We start from the raw sequence: 21511 nt of genomic DNA on the forward strand, positions 1-21511 counted from the left end.
AGAATACCGGGACATTACGGAGGAGAAGAAATGAACACCACTACCTATGTTCTAAAATATACCGAGTATCTCATCAGAAAATGCCGTTCTTTTTTAATGACGGACCTGCACTTTCATACTATCAGGCTAAAGAAAATATCCGGGCAAAGCCCTGACATTCAATCCCCCACTACGCTGAGTGAAAAAATATGCCATCGTCTGGTCTATGACCATAATAACTTCTACACCATGCTTGCCGATAAACTCGCCGTTCGGGCCTACGTTTCCTCCAGAACAACGCGCGTGAAAACGGTGCCATTAATTGGCGTGTATACCCGGGCGTCGCAGATTGATTTTTCAGTACTCCCTGACAAATTCGTCCTTAAGTGCAATCATGACAGCGGCAGCACAATAATATGTTCAAACAAAGCGCAATTTAACGTCAGGGATGCGTGTAAAAAACTGAGTCTCGCGTTAAAGAAAAATCTCTACTACACCACGCGCGAATGGCAGTACAAAAATATTACGCCCAGTATACTCTGCGAGCCGTTTGTCGATCTCTTCGATGATGCTGACAAAAACACAACGCCGGAAATGCTGAGGATCCATTGCTTTCATGGCGTTGCGCACTATGTTGAAGCGGATTTTACGGATAATAACGGCCAGGGTTTTATCAACGTTTACGACAGGCACTGGAACTTACAACCCTTCCAGATGGAATATCCGAATACACCGTTAGCGCCGGGCGAACCGGTCTTGTTCCGAGAGGCGTTGCTGGCATGCCAGGAGCTGGCGGATGGCATTGACTACTGCCGCGTTGACCTTATGCTAAAAAAAGATGAAATCTATTTCAGTGAAATAACCTTAAGCCCGAGACGCGGTAAACTCTCGATTACCCCGCAGGAATGGGATGCTAAGCTAGGAAAAATATGGCATTTATCGCCGGCAGGCACATTTGACCTGCCGCTCACGCTCACGAGTCGGGCCAGGTGAGCTTAAATATCGAGTGGTTTTGCTTCGATAAGGTATAGGTAACATCGCCACCATGCGCCAGCATGATGGCTTTTACCACCGACAAGCCCAAACCACAGCCTTCCGGGTTCAACTCTCTGGCACCATTATCGCGCTGAAAGGGCTGAAATAAGAAATCATGAAACTCCCCTGGAATACCAGGTCCCCCGTCCTGAATAAGGATATAATTGCCTTTATCAGAAACGCCATTTTTCACGATGAGTGTGCGCGAGGTTGAATAGTGTAAGGCATTATCAAACAAAACGGTCAGACACTGATTGATGCGTAATGGATCGAATACGCATTGCTGATCCCTTAGTTCTGTTTTGATGGTAAATGCCTTACGGTTGAACTCGGGCATGAAGGTATCGAGCGCATTCTGTATTTCCCCTTTAAGATCCGTTCTGGACTGGCATAACGAGTATCCCGCCCCGCCATCCGAACTGATAACCCGGAGATCTTCAATCAGACGGGTTAACCCTTCCGTCTGTTTGAGAAGGTTATTAAACAGAACCGGGTCCGGGGTAAAAACACCGTCAACCAGCCCCTGAAGCCGTCCACGTAAGATCGTGACCGGGGTTCTCAGCTCGTGCGCAATAGCAGCATTCCAGGATTTCCTCTGTATATCCAGCGTCTGTAATTTTTCCGCCATTTCATTGAAATCCGTCACCAGGTGATTGATCTCACCCAGCCGGGAGCTGGCGCAGAATGCCCGTGCGTCAAGATCGCCCTGTGAAATCTTTTTCAGGCTGGATGCTACCGCGTTTAGCGGGGTGAGTATTCGCGATGAAAGTTTGACCGTGAAAAAGAGTGCGGTAATCAGACTGATCGTCGTCGCGGTCCCAATCCACACCCAGTCCCACATCGTCATCTGCTCGTCATCGCCCGCAGCAGGACCGCCCGGGAGGTGATCCAGAATAAAGGAGTAAAAAAACCAGGAGCCCAGTATGGCGATGGCAATTATCGTAAACGTCAGCAACAGCATATACGTTAAGATCTGACGACTCAGGACAGACTCTTTGTTCATTTCTTTTCCCCAAGCCGGTAACCCAAGCCTCTTATGCTCTCGGGAACGCCATAAAGGCCAGCAAGTTCCAGTTTTTTACGTAACTTGCTCATATGGCTGTCGACCGTTCTGTCGAGCGTATCACCTTCCGGCAGGCACGCGTTGAGCAACTCTTCGCGGGAACAGACCTTTCGCGGATATCGTACCAGCCAAGTGAGCAACTTAAATTCGGTCGTCGTTAATACCGGGGAGATAACCTCTTCGCCCACGGTGACTTCCACGTAGAAGTCATCCGGATAGACCGTAATAAAGGGCGTTCTGAGCGGCAGGGAACCCGCCTGCTGAAGCGCGGGTTTTGTCCTGCGCAGCACCGCCTCAACCCGTGCGACAACTTCAGAGGGGTTGAAGGGTTTGATCACGTAATCATCCGCGCCGAGCCTCAGACCCATGAGCTTATCGACATCCTGATCGAGAGCGGAAACCATAATGACGGGCACAGAACTTTCCTGACGGAGCGTGGTAAGTACGCTCCAGCCGTCACATACGGGCAGATGAATATCCAGCAAGATGAGATCCGGTTTATGCAGGCGATTGAGGGTTATCGCCTGCTCGCCCTGCCTGGCCCTGAGCGTTTTCATTCCCGAACGCTCTAAGTAACTCATCAGTATCTCGGCAATTTCGTCTTCATCTTCAACAACAAGGATCAGCGTATTTTTGTGCATGTTATCTCCGCGGGTGAAATCCCTTTAAGCACGCTATCAGATATCTTTAGCACAATAAGACACAGCCTCCGCGAAAAAGTGCCATGGTCACGAGAATTTCCCGGTTGATTTAATTGCCCGGTTATTTCTCCACACAACCTACACATTCAGTCAATAAAGACTCGACAATGTCCGTTCAAAATCGCTATTGAGGCATAAGCCTTTGTGCATTGAGCGTTGCAAATTACCACTGTTTCTTAAAGACTTTATGAAGTTGGCTGAAATAATGAACATGGAACTTTCAAAATATTTCTCCCCGAAAAAACTGGGCATATATTCCCTGTTTCTGCTGCTGTCGTGGGGATTACTTTATACCTGGCTGGTGCTGGTACACAGAATGGATGAGAAAGTCGCCTCGACGCTACCCTCGTCACCCATCATCTATGGCTGTATCGCATTGTCGGTTGTCTCTCTGATAATCCAAAATAAAGCCGGTGCGTTGACTGAGCTGCTTGTCATCGCCTTCTGGCTAATAGTAATTTTTCTTTATCTCATTATTACGTTCACCGTGTTGTTAAACACAATGCCCGACATCGAGGATCTGGTCTTTTACTACGAGTGTTATTTAATCATTTTTTTTGGTGGAGCCCCGCTGTACCTCATTATGAGAATGATTTGAGCCACCGCTCCACACATCCTCCACAAACCGCCCATTTCCGCTAAACAGGCGCGCGGTAGGCTCTCCATCACACTATTTTGCACAAAAATAATTCACTAAAAAAAGTCTGACACGATTTGCCCATAATGATGAACCGTAATAATAATCTTAGTCCTTCTGAGCCTGCCGGAGTGATGCACTCGCTTAAAAAACTCGCGATACAGCACCGGAAAAAATTGGTTGTCACTTTCTTCCTGGTGGTGGCCGAAAACGTAACGTTTCTACTTTACCCCGTTCTGGCAGGTATCGCGATAAATGCCATCCTCGCAGGGAAGACGCTTAACGCCGCGCTATATGGCCTGATGGTGCTTTGTATGTGGTTCATCGGCGCGGCCAGACGAAGCGTCGATACCCGCACGTTTGCACGCATTTATGCCGGCCTCGCGGTATCCGTCGTTCTGGCACAGCGCAAGTATCAGCTAAACCATTCGGCAATCGCCGCCAGGGTAACGCTCTCGCGTGAGTACGTGGATTTCTTTGAAATGCACCTTCCCCTGCTGATTACATCGCTGAGTTCACTGTTTGGCGCCGCAATCATGTTGCTGTTTATTGAATTTTGGGCCGGCGTCATGTGCTTTGCGATTGTATTTGTCCTGCTCGGATTTGTCTCCGGATATGCCCGTAAAAATGAATGGCTATTCATGCGCCTGAATAATCGTCTGGAAAAAGAAGTGGATTATGTTCATAAGGCGAGAACGGCCACTCTTCACCGACATTACTCCACGCTTGCGCGTTTACGTATCGCGTTATCTGACCGCGAGGCGTGGGGATATTTGTGGGTTGGCGTACTTGTTGCCGTGCTTTTTACGCTGACCATCGTCTGGATGACGCGCTCAACCGGCATCACCGCCGGACATATTTATTCCGTGATGACCTACATGTGGATGTTCGCGACAAGCCTCGATGACGCACCGCAGCTTCTAGAGAAGTTTTCTCAGCTCAGGGATATCGGTAAACGCGTATCCACTGATGAAGAAATTCACGTAACTGGACGTTAATTTAATGCCTCATTTTTTTATTGAACGCCCCGTTTTCGCCTGGGTAGTGGCGCTGTTTATCGTGCTGGCAGGACTCCTGTCTATTCCCCGTTTGCCGGTTGCGCAGTATCCGGCGGTGGCACCGCCGGGGATCATTATTTCCGTCAGTTACCCGGGGGCGAGCCCCGATATCATGAATACGTCGGTGGTATCGTTAATCGAGCGCGAAATCTCTGGGGTCGATAATTTGCTCTATTTCGAATCATCCAGCGACACAACCGGTTCGGCATCAATTACCGTCACGTTTAAACCGGGTACGGACATCAAGCTGGCGCAGATGGACCTGCAGAATCAGATTAAGATTGTCGAGCCTCGTCTCCCTCAGGCGGTAAGACAAAACGGTATTAACGTCGAGGCCGCTAATTCCGGGTTTCTGATGATGGTGGGGCTTAAGTCCACGACAGGTCAATTTGAGGAAGCCGACTTAAGCGACTATTTTGCCCGAAACGTCAGTGACGAGCTTCGTCGCGTGCCCGGCGTAGGGAAAGTTCAGCTGTTTGGCGGCGAAAAAGCGCTACGAATCTGGTTGGATCCGATGAAGCTCCACACCTACGGCCTTTCGGTGAGCGATGTGCTTACCGCTGTTGGCCAGCAGAATGCCCTCGTTTCGCCCGGTAAAACGGGAGATGAGCCAGCATCTGAAGGACAAGGGGTAACGTATCCCATCACGGTGAAGGGACAACTCTCCTCGGTAGAGGCGTTCAGGAATATTACTCTGAAGTCTGACGCATCCGGCGCCCGTCTGAAATTGTCCGACATTGCACGCATTGAATCTGGCCTGCAAAGCTACGCTTTCGGTATCCGCGAAAATGGGGTTCCTGCAACGGCAGCGGCTATCCAGCTCTCGCCTGGCGCCAACGCAATGAGTACGGCTTCAGGCGTACGCGCGCGCATCGACGAACTTTCCCAGGTGTTACCCGAAGGAATGGCATTTACGGTTCCCTTCGATACCGCCCCGTTTGTGAAACTTTCTATCATGAAGGTTGTTCAGACATTTGTGGAAGCGATGGTCCTCGTCTTCCTGGTTATGCTGCTTTTTCTGCACAAGATACGCTGCACCCTTATCCCGGCGATTGTTGCCCCCGTTGCACTTCTTGGCACCTTCACGGTAATGCTACTCAGCGGATACTCCATCAATATTCTGACGATGTTCGGCATGGTGCTGGCGATAGGGATTATTGTTGATGATGCCATTGTGGTTGTAGAAAACGTTGAACGACTGATGGAGGAAAAAAGCCTTTCCCCGCGTGACGCTACGCGGCAAGCCATGCAGGAAATCACCCCGGCGATTATCGGGATCACGCTGGTGCTCACTGCCGTCTTTATCCCCATGGGGTTTGCTGAAGGATCCGTCGGGATTATCTACCGACAATTTTGTATTTCCATGGCGGTCTCTATACTGCTTTCCGCGTTTCTTGCCCTGACGCTGACGCCTGCCCTGTGCGCAACGTTACTCAAGCCGCATAAGGCAGGAAAGAGCGGAGGCGGACGGTTCGCGGTCGGGTTTAACGCGCGCTTCCGCTCGCTTACCGCCTGTTACGAAGCCGGGCTGGGTGCCGTTCTGAAGCGAACCGGACGTATGCTGCTCCTGTACGTTGCGCTATGTGCTGCGCTGTTTTTGGGGATGTCTTCCTTACCGTCGTCCTTTCTGCCTGACGAAGATCAGGGCTATTTTATGTCTTCAATCCAGCTGCCTTCTGATGCCACCATGCAGCGTACCCTGAACGTGGTTAAAAAATTTGAAGGGAAAATTGCGGCCCGGCCGGATATTGAAAGCAACATTATGATCCTGGGGTTTGGATTTTCAGGTTCAGGACCGAATTCGGCTATGGCCTTCACCACGCTGAAGGACTGGAAATATCGGCAGGGTTCGACGGCCCAGGATGAAGCCGACCATATACAGGCCAGCATGGCGAACGTCTCTGATGCCGTCACGATGAGCCTGCTCCCGCCGGCCATTTCGGATATGGGCACCTCGTCGGGCTTTACCTGGTACGTGCAGGACAGAGCGGGACTGGGCTACGAGGCTTTAAAGCGAGCTGCCGACGCGCTGGTCCTGCAGGCCAATCAGCGCCCTGAACTGAGTGACGTGTATATAGACGGTCTTCCGGAAGGAACAAGCCTTGCGCTACAGGTGGACAGAGAAAAGGCAGAAGCGATGGGCCTTTCATTTGATGAAATCAACCAGACGCTCTCCGTCACCCTGGGCTCAAATTACGTCAATGACTATACGAACAACGGCCGCGTTCAGCAGGTGATTATTCAGGCCGATGCGCCCTACCGAATGCAGCCTGAGCAGATACTGAAATTATCAGTAAAAAACCGGATGGGTCAGATGGTGCCGGTATCTACATTTGCCACGCTTTCCTGGAACGTTGCGCCGCAGCAGTTGACGCGTTACCAGGGATATTCTGCTATTCGCATTACCGGCAATGCGGCGTCGGGAGAGTCCAGCGGCACCGCAATGAAGGTCATGGAAGGTTTATCCAGGAGCCTGCCTCAGGGTATGGCTGGCGAGTGGGCCGGGAGTTCGCTACAGGAGATAAAATCGGAATCTCAGCTTCCGGGCCTTATCGTCCTGTCGATACTGGTCGTATTTATGGTGCTCGCCGCGCTGTATGAGAGCTGGTCTATCCCATTCGCGGTCATGCTGGTCGTTCCACTGGGTCTTATCGGCGCGGTAGTAGCGGTGTCTGTCGCCGGTATGACGAATGACGTTTTCTTCAAGGTGGGCCTGATTACGCTCATCGGCCTGTCGGCCAAGAACGCCATTCTGATTGTCGAATTTGCCAGGCAGCTCCATCTTCAGGGGCAGCCCCTGCTGGCGGCAACCGTTCATGCCGCCAGCCAGCGCCTGCGCCCCATTCTGATGACATCGTTAGCCTTCACTCTGGGGGTTGTTCCGTTGATGCTGGCCAGCGGTGCGAGCGACAGTACGCAGCATGCCATTGGTACCGGAGTCTTTGGCGGCATGATTAGCGGTACGCTTCTCGCAATCTTCTTCGTACCGGTTTTCTTTATCGTCATCGCGCGTTTCATCGACAACATCAGGAAAGCGTGAATACCTTTGTGGGTTCACGCATCTCTTCAAACTATTGGAGAGTTAATACCATAACTGCGCTTGCTGAAAAGGCACCCGTTGGGATATCACCGATTTTCACCGAGGGATCGCGCACGGGTTCGAATGTTAATTTCTCTGTCTGAGTCCCCGTACTATAGGTTCGGGTATACGTATCCGTTGGGTTGACCAGTTCATCATTCAACGACACAGCCACCGCGAGTCCATTTGCCGATGAGGAAACCATTTCTGTCCCGTCTATATTGATGGCGGTGTATTCAAAACCAATTGTGTAGGTCGCAGAGCCATCCCCCGTACAGGTGATGTTGATATTTTTCTCGGTCCCGGGAAGCGTGCCGGGAACCGCTCCGATTTCAGTTCTGTCCACATCGCCTAATGAAATATTCAGTGTGCTTCCATCGCCAAATGCACACTGAAATGGTGAAGGTAACGGAGTTGATCCTCCCGAACCTTCAGGGCAACTTTGTGGGGTGTTATTAAAAGTAAAGTAATCGCCAAAACGATCTGCAAGCATATAGCAAATATGAATATAATGACCACCGAGTTTTAATTGCGAATGAAATGCCCAGCCGATAACCGATGTACTTAAATCAGATCCCGCATCAATATATGAATCAGCAGTTGTGATTGCCTTATTGTAATTCCCACCAGAGTCAACAACAGCAAGGACAACTCTATAAAAATCACTGCGAGGGACCTGATTCCCCATCCCTATGGTTAACTGGCATCCCGCAATGGCATAATCTTCAGCATTCAAATCCACAAGCGTATCCGGCGTAACAGGACATAGGGTGTTACCTGAACTGTTCTGATGTACTCCCAGAGCACTCCACGAGGCAAAACATGAGAGAGGCAGAAAAAGAAAAGGTAGCACCATTACGAAAATAAACACCAGCATTTCAATAACATATTTAACATTATGCATTCCAATATGTACTCACATTAATGTTGCTGTTTCTGAAAATAGTTCGGCATGTCATCTCACGCCTTCATTTAGCACCACGTCCTGTACTGGTTGTTCGACTTGAACTTCGCACTATTGAATAGTTAATACCATCACTGCGCTAGCTGAAAAGGCACCGGTTGGAATATCACTAACGCTTACCGATGGATTGCGTACTGGTTCAAACTTTAGTGACTCTGACTGCGAACCAACGCCATAAGTCCGTGTGTATGTGCCCGTTGTATTAATTAACTCATCATTGAAGGACATCGCAACTGCTAATCCATTAGCTGATGTCGTAACAAGTTCATCACCTGAAACATCAATCGCAGTATACTGAAAATTAATTGAGTAAGTAGCAGTTCCAGCCCCTGTACACGTCACGTCAAGTTGTTTCTCGACAGCAGGTGTTGAGCCTGGCGCAGTACCAATTTCACTACGTACAACATCCCCTAAAGAAACGTTTAGCGCATTTCCATTATTAAATGAACACTTAAGCATACCGGGTCCGGGTGGTAAATCCGAACTATCTGGTACGACAGTACAACCCATGGGCGTCGAATTAAACTTGTACATTTTTTGAGTGCTAGTATTTCTTAGCGCGTAACAGATATAAGGATATGGAGTACCTGCTCCGTAGAGATTGCCGGTCCAGGCTAGCTGTAAATCTTTCAACTGCACACCGGCATTTATATACTGTGGGTTGTTCACCCATCCTCCTCGAGTGGCATTGCCAATTGTAGGGGTAAAATACCCCACGAGAGAATACTGGCCAGATTCAGGGACTGCATTCCCTTCACCAATATCAAAAGAACAAATAGGTGCAGCAGTCCAGTTGGTATCAATCTTGGAACGAATGTTTTCATCAATTGATGTTGCACAAACAGTTTTTGAATAATACTCATAACCATATGCTCCCGTCCAGGTTGCAAGGCTAGACTGGGACCATAGCCCCATGAACAATATGATAGTAAAAGATACAACTTTAAAGTAACCGTTCAATTGCCTGAGATGCATATTGTTGCCCTTCAAAAAAACTCGGCCATTAACGTTGCTGTTCCTGTAAACGCATCAGCGTGCAGTTCAGAAGCAGGATTTTTTTCAAGCTCTACATCGAGCTTCGGAAGAGCATTAACATCCTCAATACCAAATGGAACATTTAAATCCTGAGGCTCTCCATTATTCATAAACTTCAACCACAACCCCGTCGAGCTTGATTCCATTGCGGCCGAGTCCCCCGAAACTGGGGTTGCCTTGATGGTCATCTGAATGGTATTGCTGCTCGTCGCCCCTGGGCAGTCCAGCGTGTAATTTAACGGCTGAGTTATATGTCCCGTTGCCACCTTGTTAATACTCACGTTACCAAAAGTGATATTAATCACTTCTCCGTTGTTAATCGTACAGGGTTTTCGGTTAATAAGCCTGCCAGTAAAATCAATGGACATGGTATCTCCAGTTTGTGATGCGAGCGCCACGTTCACATGCAAAAGAAACAACACAGACGCAAGTGAAAATAAAAGCAACTTAATACCCCTCATACGAACTCCATTATCAGTGTTGCACTGGCCGTAATAGGTGCACCACCAACCAGGCCGCTTCCGTCACCTATTTGCACCAATTCCACCTGCAGTCCTGGTTGTTGGGAAGCATCCACTGGGAATGCAGCATCAATATCCTGCTCCACGCCATCCACCAGAAGCCTTATTCCTAATTCCTGCCCAGGATTCTTAGCATTAATACTGACGGGTAACAGTTTCTGCCCCTGGTATTCCACAGTCCCTCCCGCCACCGATTTCAGGGTCATTTGAGCACTACCTGCAATGTCACCAGAACAGGTCATCATGGATGACAAAGTTTTTTGATAGGATCCATCAATTTTGGAACTTCCGTTAACGGTCGTAATTTCCACATCACCAAAATCTACCGTCAGCGTCTCACCTTTGTTAAAAGTACAGGAGCCATTTGCTACCACCGTCCCAGTGATATTGATGTTTAGCCTTACAGGATCATCCGCCTTCGCAAAAAATGTAAATGCGAACAATACCGAAGCCACCATGATGTGTAGCCAAAATTTCATTGTATTGCCTCTCATGGATACGCTATTTCGAATGTGGCTGTTGCCGTAAATGCCCCGGCAGTGATGCTGTGAGCGGCAATAGCGGCCGGCTCGGCCTGGACATATCCCTTCAGCGCGATGACATTGTTACCGCTCGTCAAACTGAATACGGGGCTTGGCTTATTCAGCGCCAGCTGCTGTGGGTCTGCGCTATTGGTTTCGATACCGATGGCGATACCCTGCGTATCACCCGCATCTGGCGTTAATAAACCCGGCAAGGCCACGCTCTCACTCCCCTTAAAGGTGACAGTGGCACTGCTGCCCAATGTCGTATCACAGTTAACCAGCGTAATACTGAACGGTTCACCCGGCGTGCGGTTGCTGTTATAGAAAAAGGTGCTTACCAGGTTACCAAAATCAAGTTGAATATCTGATGATGCTTCAGATAGCGTGCAGGGCTCTGAAACCAGCGCACCACTGATTTTGACATTATTATCCCCGGCAAATGCATGAGGTATGAAAATAAGAAAACCCAACAGCCATAAAAAACGCGTCATCAATCGTACTCCAGAGAAAAATTCACCACTGCCTTATAGGGACCCAAAATCAACTGTTCAGGGGTTCTCTCAGGCGTGACGTAAAACACGAGGTCGCTACTACCCGGAGTGAGAAAATGTGGCTTACTGCGTTCCCCTAAATGAATGTCATTCTGCCTGGCATCTGTGATACGTAGACCAATGCCTCGAGCCCCGGTTACCTGCACCAGTTCAGGGTTATAGCTATCAGCAGGAGCCAAAAACGTTAAGGTGGCGATGGGTTGGATAGCATCCCAGGAGCGACTGCCGGTGCGTCTGTCCGTAATTGAGCCCTGCATTCTTACGCAATATTTGAGGTGGAGGACTACAGGTACAGATGCTCCACGGTTACCGACTTTTTTCAGCAGCGATGCAGACACAGTACTGAGTGAAATCTCCTGTGATGCTGACTGCATTTCTAGTATGCATGCCCCCTCAACCATCATTCCTCCAACAATAAAAGGAACATCCCCGCTCACACTCTTTTCACCAGCCAGCGTCGTGGAGCTTACGATCAACAGCAGAGATAACGACATGCATACTTTTTTCATCTGTTTAGCCCGCATGCGCAGATGTAAGATTGCAACTACTGCCACTGCAGCTGAAGACCAGCTTCGGGCGTCCGCCGTAATCATTTATGTAGGTAATAACCGGGTTGTTTCCCAGATTGTGAGTATCACCTTCTAACCGGGCGCTACTTTTAGGGGCGACCAGCAACGGCTTCACGCTTTTAAGCGGCTCACCCTTCAGCGATGGGGCAACCTCAACCACGGAAATGTAATACGGAGTCGGATTATTCACCGTGTAACCTTCTCCCTGGCGCGTCAGCGTCATTTGCTCCTGCCAGGGTTTGCTGTTCTGCTCCACCGCCAGGGATGCCGGACGATAGAAAAGCTTGATGCGGGTTTGCAGCGCAATCTGCAAGGTATTCGGTTTGTCCGTCTTCGGCGGGATTTCACGCAGGTTAAAGAAGAAAAGCGTTTCTTTATCCTGCGCTAACAGATTCATTGCAGGCGTAATCTGAATTTTTATCTGGCTTTTGCTGTTAGGTTCAATACGCTGTACCGGCGGAAGTGCCACCAGTGGATCGCTTATCTTGTTACCCTGAGCATCCTCTACCCACGCTTGTGCCAGATACGGCAGCTCACGGTTTTGGTTAGTCACCCCCAGGCTCACCGATTTATCGCCACCATTAACGACCGCGCGGGTGCGATCCAGCGCAAGTGCAGCATTCGCCTGTTGCGCGATCAAGGTAGTGAATGCCAATGCAAGCAAACAACTATTACGTTTTAACGTATTGCGAATCATGACTCTTTTCTCTTCAACAAATAGGATTATTTGATGCTGTCTGCCGTAGTGCACGGCAACAGCAATTTTTGACTCTCCAGGTCCGGGGGCAGTACTGCCGGGAGGTTAATGTGACACTTTTCTGAACCATCCCAACTCACGCTCATCACCTCACCAGGCTTTATTCCCGTCAGCCAAACGATACCGTCTTCGCTGACCAGCCCGGTCTGTTCCTTATCCTTGTTAGTCACCATGGCGCCGAATGGCGGCACGCTATTATTCGTCAGGCGCAATATCGCCATAGCCTTTTGACCGGCAATAATGCCGAACTTGCGATAGCCGATCGCGCCTTCCGTCAGCGTGCCCTGCACCACTGAACGGCTGGCGTCCACATCATCACCCAGTTCATCCATATCGATATTCATGCTGTTTCGGTAATAGCTACTCACATCTCCGACCACTGCCTTACCAAAAGCATTGGTATGGGTGTTGTTCCCACCTGTTTTAACGGGCACGCCACTTACACCATCGGCGTCCACCATCATGCGCGTGCCACCTGCTACAGACATACGGTGCAGAGCCGCACCGCGCGCTGTTGCCGTCATGCCACCGCGTACTGATAATCCCATCGAACTGTACTTATTGCCCTGCTGCGTCGCTGTGGCCGTTACTTCAGCTGCATCACCATCATGCGTAAGATAGCCGCTCCCCCCTATAACCCCGTTTTGATCGGAGTTGAGGCTTATCTGGTACGAGTTATCCTTGTCGATGCGATCGCTGTAAGATAAGGAATGACTCGCCCCATCCTGGCTGATCTGATTGCCATAATTGAAATAGCCAGATTCGCCCCATGGAACAGACAGACTCATGTAAGCACCACGATCGTCGGTGTCATTATTCGTAGTGCGAAACGCAGATATACTCAGACTAAGATTTTTAAAACTAGCAATATCAAAATAGTGCGAAAGCGACACGTTATACGTTGTGCTAGAGGGATGATCCCAATAGGTTTGACGGCTGTAGTCCAAATAAATACTCATGTTCAACGGCTTTATTTGTTGGTTAAACGTCACCGTATACATTTCTTTGCCGCTGCCACCGTTGTCGTTATCGTGGTAACGCGCATCAAGGTAGTCCGTCATGCTCATAAAACCGCGCTCAGAGAAGCGATACCCGGCAAAGGTCACCTGGCTATCAGTGCTGTCAAATCGCTTGGAGTAGCTTACTTTGTACGACCCACCCTGCCGGGACTCCTGCTGCGGCAGACGAGCTCGAGATTCAGTTGCATCAATAGATATTGCCCCGAGAGCCAATAAATCTCGCCCGATCCCTATCGATATCGCGTTGTAGTCACCGGCAACCAGCGCGCCGCCATAAAGTGACCAACCGTTGTTGACCCCCCAGGAGAATTCTCCTGTACCGAATACAGGACCATCACTGTGATGATCAAAATCTGAAGGTTTCCCTGCTGCTAATTTGTATCGAACCATCCCAGGGCGAGTCAGATAGGGAATCGTCGACGTATTAATCTGATAGGTCTGTACAGAGCCATCCTGTTCAGTAATTTTGACGTCAAGCGTGCCGGACACAGCATTATTCAGATCCTGGATACGAAAAGGGCCGGCTGCCACCGTAGTTTCATTAAGCACACGCCCCTGTTGGCTGATCGTCACTTTGGCGTTTGTTTTCGCCAGCCCCGTAACCTCCGGAGCGTAGCCACGCAGGTTCGGCGGCAACATATTGTCGCTGGACACCAGGCTCACGCCGGTAAAACGGAAGCTGTCAAACATATCGGAGGTGAGGTAGTCTTCACCCAATGTCATTTTTGCCCGCATAGAGGGCACCGCCCGGTATAAGTAATAGCGGTTCCATTCAAAATTTTGCGTATTGCTTGCTACGTTCCCTGAATGTTTATCCATCTGACCTTGCCAGTCTGCGCGAAAACGCCATGCGCCAACGTTCATCCCAGTGGTTCCATTACCGCTGAGAGTCTTGCTTTCTTCAGTATTGCCACTTTCTTTCTGACGTATAGACTGGCCGTTCAAATTATAGTCAAACAGAATGCCTGCAACCCCTTCATCCCAGCGTGAAGGTGGGTCCCAGTTCTCGGCCACGTAATCAAGGTAGGCCTGAGGTAGGTTAATAAAAAGCGTATTGCTGGCCATGTCAGTCCGCATAACCATCCCCTGAAGTGAAGTCGGGTCGAGACATTCACCGTTATGCCACCAGGATAAGTTTTTACTTGCTGCCGTGGTTAGCCCAAACTGAGTAACAATGTCATTAGTCAGGCACGCTTCGCTTCCATTTTTATCATTGTCTGGAACCAAAAATGTGATTTGCTGTTCGGGCAATGAGCTTTTATTAATCTGAATTGATAATGCGTATGTGCCGGGCATAACGTAACCCGCTCGCGAGAACTGGCTTAAATCGATATGGCCACGATCCTGCACATCCAGAACGTCAGTATTAAACTGAATGGTTTTTTCTTCAGCATAGGCGTATCTGGCAAATACGGTAATTAACACGCTGGCGATAATTGACCGACGAGATATCTGTATTTTATACACTAACATCACCTTAAATCAGTCAAAAATAATCAAGGTTCATGCGCACAACGGTGGCATAAAAGCCAGGATGCAGTATTTCCCCATTACCCGTTAATGTAAGGGTGTAGTCCAGGGTATTTATTTTAGCCATCGACTGATTAATATAAGCTGGCTCACCCGGTTTTATACGCACTCCATTTGCATCTGTAATACGTATGCCTACGCCCTGCGTATTTCCCAGAACATGGAATGTTTCACGATCGTCATTGGAACCACTAAAAGTTATGTAAAAACGGTGATCATCTAATTGTGTTGAGCACCCCACCAGATGAATTCTGAGCAACGTGTTTCCGGCTTCACCATTCTGCATTAATTGGCCTACAGACACGGTTTTCATCATGATTATCTGTTTCGTCGATGCCATATCTATTGAGCAAGAGCTCTCATAAATACTGCCTGACACGCTAACACGCCCGAGTTCGGAAGCGTGACATACGACAGAAAACAAAAAAAGCACACCAACAGCAAAACACTGGCGAAGAACTACGGCTGTCAACATAGGCCCTCACAATTCCATGAATAGATGTCTACCCTTTCGGGTAGACAGTATTTACTTACTCGTAGGTCATCATGAAGTTAGCGATCGCGCCAAAGTTTCCTGGGACGACGGCGTCAGAAGCAGTTGACCCCTGTACGTAGGCCAGGAATTGCAGATCATTGTCACCATCATTCATGGCTGCAAGAGCTGATTTGGTACTCGGCTTAATCACTTTGCCACCCATATCAGAAATCACTACACCTACACCGGCTGCCTGACCGGTAACAGCAAAAGCACCGTCCAGGCCATCAGTTTTATCCCCAGCCAGGCCGTTGAAAGTGATGGACGCTTTATTCGCCGTTGCGGAATCACAGTCATGAAGTTGGATATCAAAGCTTACCGGCGTAGATTTACCACCTTCAGAGAGCTGGTTTTTAGAAATTGCACCCAGCTGAATTGTCTGATCGAGGCTTTTTGCATCGATAGAACATGGTGCATCAATGACAGAACCAAGGAATGTAATTTTACCGTGTCCCTGATCGGTTGCCGCATGAGCACCTGCGGCCATTAAGGAGGAGAGTGCCATTGCCAGCAGTATTTTTTTTGCGTTCATTACATAAATCCTGTTTTAAAATTTATATTTTCCAATTACGATGAGTATCAAGTTGATACAAATTCACATTAACAACACGTCTAAATAAACTTCACAACATTGATACTGATACCTTCAAATGACTAACGTCATCAGACGGAAATCATTCTATAAAAAAGCGTGGAGTGTCTGAAGAAGATAAAGCGTACACTTTTGGAATCGTTGTTGTTGGATTGTTAAAAATAAACGATTAAAATATCATTGTTGACGTCCGTTTATATTCAGCCATAATCCCCCCCCTTAAAAAGTACCATCTTGCGGCAAACCCTCGGCCTTCAGCGTTTTCATGAATGCCTGAGCCATTTGCTGCTATCATAAGTACTGATTCTTACTGCTATCGTTAGTACTGCTTCGATACCGAAGGGTGATACAATGTCAACGAAACCAAAATCAATAAATGAGCATACAAAAACCATCGCAACAGAAGGGAACGTATCACCGGTGATTTCGCCTGATGTCCTCCCCTTCCAAAGCTATATGGCGTTAGATGCGATCACGTTTCCAGGCGGGGCATTGCGCAAAATTCATGATGCATTACTGCCGTTTTCAACACCTTACGAGTCAACATCCAACCGGACCAGGATTAAGTCGCAAAAAAATACGAACACACTTTGGCTCGTGAGCAATGGTTCTGTATCCATTCACAGATCCTATGATGACCTGAAAGTATCAGTAACAGCAGGCCCCATTGTTGCAGGCCTTGGAGACTTATTTGAACCCCTTGGCCGTTACTACTTTCGAGCTTCGCGGAGTTCGAAGGTTTCATGCATGCCAGGTGAATATGCCAAATCAATTATTACCGAGCAGCAACTCTGGCAGGATGTCGCAGAAGTACTCGCCTTTACAGTTCATATGATGGTCTACCGGGACGAACATTTGGTGAGTAAAACTTCTTACTCAATAATTCGAGCTAAACTGCTTGAGTACATGAAAAAACAAGAGGTAAGTGATTTAAGTCGAACTGGTATTGTGGCCTATATTCAGGAAACGACGCACCTGTCGCGCAGTTTGATATATAACATCATTTCGCAACTGGCTGAGGGTGGATACATCAAGACCAGAAACGGGAAACTCGTCGAAATCACAAAGCAACTCCCCAAAAACTTCTAACAAAACGAAGGGCCACAATGGCCCCTCATGATTCATTTTACTTTATGAGCACTCTCGACTGACTGGTAGTAATCGTACCATTGCTGCTGCAACCATGTTGTTGTTGCTTGTTGAGGATACACTTTATTTATCTGCACCATATTTTTAAACACTCTTAAATCATTCCTGTGCATAAGATACTTTTTACCCCAATCAACGTAACTTATTAATAATTCAGGTTGATGCGTCTGATAATATTTGAGTAGCATGGATGTATGCGAGTCGTATTGCCAGCGGTCCCATTGAGCCCATGGATTCAATACCATGGATGCTGCTGTAAAATCCTGCATTTTGTTACGCTCAAATTCCGTAAGCGCCATGCCCGTACGAAACCCAGTTAGCATAAAGAGGACACCCATAACGCCAACTGATAGCAATGCTATTCCATATCGATTACTATTTTTCTTCCGTTTGCTACATTTTTCTGATGTTACCAGACGGCAAATCAGCAATAAAAGCATCCAGTGTGGTGTAGAAAGCAGTAATGGATACTCGACCATCATATGAAACGTTATCGGTAAAGCTAACCCCCACAGCGCAATTCGTGATGGCGAGTATCTGCGTAAAAGATAGAAATAGCCCACAATAATAAAAACCATCCCTGTAAGAGCCAGCACCCCGCCCTCTGCCCATTCAAATAAAAATTCATTGTGGGCATTATCGACTCCGTCAAAAAGATAATCAAAATGGTGGAGTGCGAACCTTGAAAGATTAAACTCATAACCTCCATACCCCCAACCACTCAAAGGATGCCGCTGAATCATCGATAAGGTTATAGTAATTATTCTCCACCGTTCAGCGTTCGACCCCATTTTGTCAACCGAGCCAACAAACCGTAAAAAGTGCTCAGCGAACCCTAAATTCTTTAATATATGAATAGTTAATAACGTTCCTATCACTAACATGATATAGACAATAAAGACACCTTTTACTTTTGGGCGATGACGGGCTAGCAAAATCAAGGCTAAATAAAGAATGATGCCATACATTCCAGCTCTGGATTGTAAGATCTCTAAAATTGCCGTAAAAACAACCGTTGCGAACAGAAGTAAAAAGCAAGACCGCTTTGTTTTTGCCTGAAACAATAGCCACAAGGTACACGCATAACCCGTGGCAACAAAACTCGCCAACACATTAACTTGTTGAAAGATACCGTAAGGCCGTGTACCCGGTATGAACTCCATGAAATTATCTGGTGAGGCGACCAGTAACTGCCAAAAACCAAGACACGCCTGAATCAGTGCACTTATGACAAATACGATAATCAATCGGATTTTCATCGAGAATCGGATTGGAATTTGCAGTAGCGCCAGGTAAAAAAGCACACCACCCCAGAGACCAGCAAATCTCGGCAACGCGAATATCATCACATCTTTATCACTCCACAATAATGGAAGCGACATTAAACACGCACCGATAATGAAAAAGGCTAAAGCCTCATTTACCTTTATTTTTTTACGCAGCAATATGCAATAACCAGATGCCAGGGTTATAAATAACATTACTCCCCAGCAAATTATATTATGCGGCAATCTGAGGCCATCTCCTCCCATGTTAGGAACATAAACTAACAGCGCTGCAAGGAAATATACAGCCATAATAAAAAATAGAAAAAATGATGGGTTAATATATTGACGATAAAAGGGCTTCATTTAGCATGGCCAAATTTTATTAAACTGTTTTTATATTTTACACTTGCACCCAGCACTCTTACATCTACTATATCGTCCAAAAATGGAAAATATACCTATGTATATTGTTTTGTAAAATAAAAAATGCCAGACGCAGAGTGCTCCGCGAATTTTGATCTGCCCCGTTCGCAAGTACCCCCTTTTATCGCCATTTTGAGCCGGCGGTTCCCGGCCAGTGCTCAATGACCTCGATTAGCTTGCGAACTGCATTTTTATAGGTTTAACGACCAGGATTATTACTAAACTCTCGGTCCAGGAAAAGCAGAAACTCCTTTCCCGAGCGCAGGTTAAGTTTTGCAGCTGCACTCGCCGTTTGATGATACACCGTTTTTTCACTTAAACCGATTCTACGCGCTATGTTTTTAATCGAGTTTCTCGAGCTGTAGTATTGAGCAAACAAGCGCTCGCCATCAGTCAGTGCAACCAGTCTTCTACACTCGTGAATACGTTCCAGCACGGTCTTCAGGCTATACCCAGTATACATTTGATTTTTCAGCACCGTGAGAGGTGAATCAAGTGAAATGACATTTAAGGGAAATAGTATCTTTGAACCAATATCATCACCTCCCAGCAGAAGAACTCGGCGAAAAGATACTAAATCCCTGGTATATATTTCGTATAAAATATCTATAAGTGCACTGAAAGATTCAGTATCAATCACGCAGGTATTTTCTTTTAAATCAAGCTCATCGTAAATAGAGTGGAGCGCAAGCCGCAGGAAATTATTTTTCGTAAGTACAACCAATGACATAAAGCCTCTCAACACCCGACCAGCACAAAAAAATTTCGGAAACTTGTAAAAGTAAGCGATTCAAAATAAAAAAGAGCCCTTTTCATTTATAAAAAGTCTTTGCGCCGCGCAACATATCAGGTATAAGAATTTATTCTTTACGCTGTTTTTACCGCCAGGTTTCCTCATAGACCCGCCGAGAATATACGTACATAAACGTTAATAACAGGGCGAAATTTGTTTATAAATAGACATTATGTTATTCGCCGACTCAACATCAAAACAAATAGTTAACAAATGCAGGGCGATGTTCCGCAACACTGGCTAACTTTCGAAGAAAGTCTCGATCGGGGAAGCTGCCACGTAAATGAAGAGCTGGGTTGGCTTGAGTCTGGATCCAGGTTTCACGAACGGTCAACGAGTGAGCGATATTAATTCGATGGGATTCAATAAAGGATGGTCTGCTTTTCGTGAAACACACCAGTAATGGTCACTCTTCCCCTCTGGTTGGATGAGGCGAATCAAAGGCTCAATGATATACTGGACGGATGCTGGAAAATATCAAAGGTGCTTACAGCCTTTCTCACTCTCGCAGGCGAGGTTTCCGGCAGTGAATGTTACTACTCACTTTGCCACTGCGCGCAAAGCTACAGGGCTGGTCCGGGAAATGCCCCACCGTCCTTTCAGGAGCTTCGCGTTAGTCTGCCCGGCCAGATGCGAAACAACCTGATTGAGTTCGCCCGGCACCATCTGAGGCATATCTCTCGCGAGAAGTGCGAGAAATATCGTGACACAAGGGGCTGTGAGTGGGCTATAATTTCGAGCTAATTTCGAATGATTTTGAAATACTGCCTGTAACGCTATGAATTACAAGGCAAAATAAGCAATGAATATAAGGATTAAAGCTATGGGTTTTCTTTCCGGTAAGCGCATTCTGGTGACTGGCGTTGCCAGCAAACTGTCCATCGCATACGGCATCGCACAGGCAATGCATCGCGAAGGCGCTGAGCTGGCGTTCACCTATCAGAACGACAAGCTGAAAGGCCGTGTTGAAGAGTTTGCCGCGCAGCTGGGTTCCAGCATCGTTCTGGAATGCGACGTTGCACAAGACGAAAGCATCGACGGGATGTTTGCTGAACTGGCAAAAGCATGGCCGAAATTCGACGGTTTCGTTCACTCCATCGGCTTCGCTCCTGGCGACCAGCTGGACGGCGACTACGTAAACGCGGTTACCCGTGATGGCTTTAAAATCGCTCACGACATCAGCTCCTACAGCTTCGTTGCGATGGCAAAATCCTGCCGCGCGATGCTGAACCCGGGCGCAGCTCTGCTGACCCTGTCCTACCTTGGCGCTGAACGTGCTATCCCTAACTACAACGTTATGGGCCTGGCGAAAGCCTCTCTGGAAGCCAACGTACGCTACATGGCGAACGCAATGGGTCCTGAAGGCGTGCGCGTTAACGCCATCTCTGCAGGCCCTATCCGCACCCTGGCAGCTTCCGGTATTAAAGATTTCCGTAAAATGCTGGCTCACTGCGAAGCGGTTACCCCGATTCGTCGTACCGTTACCATTGAAGATGTGGGTAACTCTGCAGCATTCCTGTGCTCTGACCTTTCCGCGGGTATTTCCGGCGAAGTGGTTCACGTTGACGGCGGCTTCAACATCGCTGCAATGAACGAGCTGGAAATTAAATAAGCTGTGACTCTCTTCCCGCACGGGAAGAGAGGTTTCCCCCCGCCCTATCCCTTCGTTATTCCGTTCTGCTATTTGTTATCACCTAACAATATTTTTCCCTTTATCTGCCTTACGCCA

General features: G+C 47.8%; 20 protein-coding genes. 6 read left to right on the top strand and 14 right to left on the bottom strand.

Translation table 11 applies throughout. From position 1 onward, the window contains the following. Window positions 1–30: 30 nt before the first annotated feature. Window positions 31–972: an ATP-grasp fold amidoligase family protein gene (locus tag LRM19_RS07790; protein ID WP_271368061.1), complete on the top strand. Its 942-nt coding sequence runs from the start codon at window positions 31–33 to the stop codon at window positions 970–972. On the opposite strand, the gene LRM19_RS07795 is transcribed toward LRM19_RS07790, so the two are convergent. Then, window positions 953–2017 (bottom strand): ATP-binding protein, encoded by a 1065-nt coding sequence (locus tag LRM19_RS07795; protein ID WP_271368063.1) that lies wholly within the window; start codon window positions 2015–2017, stop codon window positions 953–955. The two genes, LRM19_RS07790 and LRM19_RS07795, sit on opposite strands and share 20 nt — an antisense overlap. Then, entirely contained in the window at window positions 2014–2718 is a 705-nt protein-coding gene (locus tag LRM19_RS07800; protein WP_111965101.1) for a response regulator, read from the bottom strand. Before LRM19_RS07800 ends, LRM19_RS07795 begins: the two co-directional genes overlap by 4 nt. 271 nt (window positions 2719–2989) lie before the next feature. Between LRM19_RS07800 and crrC the strand changes: the two genes are divergently transcribed. The 3 genes from crrC (at window position 2990) to LRM19_RS07815 (ending at window position 7513) form a co-directional block, all read left to right on the top strand. Continuing rightward, window positions 2990–3376 (top strand): colistin resistant protein CrrC, encoded by a 387-nt coding sequence (crrC, locus tag LRM19_RS07805; protein ID WP_164850628.1) that lies wholly within the window; start codon window positions 2990–2992, stop codon window positions 3374–3376. A 125-nt stretch (window positions 3377–3501) separates the two neighbouring features. Beyond that, window positions 3502–4413, top strand: coding sequence for an ABC transporter six-transmembrane domain-containing protein (locus LRM19_RS07810; protein WP_271368065.1), 912 nt, complete (start codon window positions 3502–3504; stop codon window positions 4411–4413). Between the two features lie 4 nt (window positions 4414–4417). Then, a complete protein-coding gene (locus tag LRM19_RS07815; RefSeq protein ID WP_271368066.1) occupies window positions 4418–7513 on the top strand; it encodes a multidrug efflux RND transporter permease subunit in 3096 nt (1031 codons plus the stop codon). 31 nt (window positions 7514–7544) lie between these two features. On the opposite strand, the gene LRM19_RS07820 is transcribed toward LRM19_RS07815, so the two are convergent. From LRM19_RS07820 to LRM19_RS07865, 10 genes are all read right to left on the bottom strand, one after another. After that, window positions 7545–8456, bottom strand: a complete 912-nt coding sequence (locus LRM19_RS07820) for a fimbrial protein (RefSeq protein WP_271368067.1) — start codon at window positions 8454–8456, stop codon at window positions 7545–7547. A gap of 111 nt (window positions 8457–8567) precedes the next feature. Further along, entirely contained in the window at window positions 8568–9491 is a 924-nt protein-coding gene (locus LRM19_RS07825) for a fimbrial protein (RefSeq protein WP_271368068.1), read from the bottom strand. Between the two features lie 11 nt (window positions 9492–9502). After that, complete coding sequence (locus LRM19_RS07830) at window positions 9503–9919, bottom strand: fimbrial protein (RefSeq protein ID WP_271368070.1); 417 nt, start codon at window positions 9917–9919, stop codon at window positions 9503–9505. A gap of 89 nt (window positions 9920–10008) precedes the next feature. Next, window positions 10009–10551 carry a fimbrial protein gene (locus LRM19_RS07835; RefSeq protein ID WP_271368072.1) on the bottom strand — a complete coding sequence of 181 codons (543 nt, stop codon included), beginning with the start codon at window positions 10549–10551 and terminating at the stop codon, window positions 10009–10011. An 11-nt stretch (window positions 10552–10562) separates the two neighbouring features. Continuing rightward, window positions 10563–11087, bottom strand: coding sequence for a fimbrial protein (locus LRM19_RS07840; protein ID WP_271368073.1), 525 nt, complete (start codon window positions 11085–11087; stop codon window positions 10563–10565). Beyond that, on the bottom strand, window positions 11087–11656 hold the full coding sequence (locus LRM19_RS07845) for a fimbrial protein (RefSeq protein WP_271368075.1): 570 nt from the start codon (window positions 11654–11656) through the stop codon (window positions 11087–11089). The genes LRM19_RS07840 and LRM19_RS07845 overlap by 1 nt, the downstream gene beginning before the upstream one ends. Before the next feature lie 4 nt (window positions 11657–11660). After that, the gene (locus LRM19_RS07850; protein ID WP_271368232.1) at window positions 11661–12413 is read right to left on the bottom strand and encodes a fimbria/pilus periplasmic chaperone; all 753 of its coding nucleotides are present in this window, start codon (window positions 12411–12413) and stop codon (window positions 11661–11663) included. Between the two features lie 26 nt (window positions 12414–12439). Then, a complete protein-coding gene (locus LRM19_RS07855) occupies window positions 12440–14965 on the bottom strand; it encodes an outer membrane usher protein (RefSeq protein ID WP_442876247.1) in 2526 nt (841 codons plus the stop codon). Between the two features lie 13 nt (window positions 14966–14978). After that, a complete protein-coding gene (locus tag LRM19_RS07860) occupies window positions 14979–15497 on the bottom strand; it encodes a fimbrial protein (RefSeq protein ID WP_271368077.1) in 519 nt (172 codons plus the stop codon). Between the two features lie 55 nt (window positions 15498–15552). Continuing rightward, window positions 15553–16089, bottom strand: a complete 537-nt coding sequence (locus LRM19_RS07865) for a fimbrial protein (RefSeq protein WP_271368078.1) — start codon at window positions 16087–16089, stop codon at window positions 15553–15555. A 411-nt stretch (window positions 16090–16500) separates the two neighbouring features. Between LRM19_RS07865 and LRM19_RS07870 the strand changes: the two genes are divergently transcribed. Next, entirely contained in the window at window positions 16501–17238 is a 738-nt protein-coding gene (locus LRM19_RS07870) for a helix-turn-helix domain-containing protein (RefSeq protein WP_271368079.1), read from the top strand. A gap of 32 nt (window positions 17239–17270) precedes the next feature. Here the strand turns inward: LRM19_RS07870 and LRM19_RS07875 are convergent, their stop codons facing one another. Together LRM19_RS07875 and LRM19_RS07880 are read right to left on the bottom strand one after the other, a co-directional pair. Beyond that, window positions 17271–18929, bottom strand: a complete 1659-nt coding sequence (locus LRM19_RS07875; RefSeq protein ID WP_271368080.1) for a PglL family O-oligosaccharyltransferase — start codon at window positions 18927–18929, stop codon at window positions 17271–17273. Window positions 18930–19188: 259 nt separating this feature from the next. Continuing rightward, window positions 19189–19719 (bottom strand): helix-turn-helix transcriptional regulator, encoded by a 531-nt coding sequence (locus LRM19_RS07880; protein WP_271368081.1) that lies wholly within the window; start codon window positions 19717–19719, stop codon window positions 19189–19191. 886 nt (window positions 19720–20605) lie between these two features. Between LRM19_RS07880 and fabI the strand changes: the two genes are divergently transcribed. Beyond that, window positions 20606–21394 (top strand): enoyl-ACP reductase FabI, encoded by a 789-nt coding sequence (fabI, locus tag LRM19_RS07885; RefSeq protein ID WP_003856831.1) that lies wholly within the window; start codon window positions 20606–20608, stop codon window positions 21392–21394. Window positions 21395–21511: the final 117 nt, after the last annotated feature.

Source organism: Enterobacter sp. PI-10, assembly GCF_027947695.1.
Taxonomy (GTDB): domain Bacteria; phylum Pseudomonadota; class Gammaproteobacteria; order Enterobacterales; family Enterobacteriaceae; genus Enterobacter; species Enterobacter vonholyi.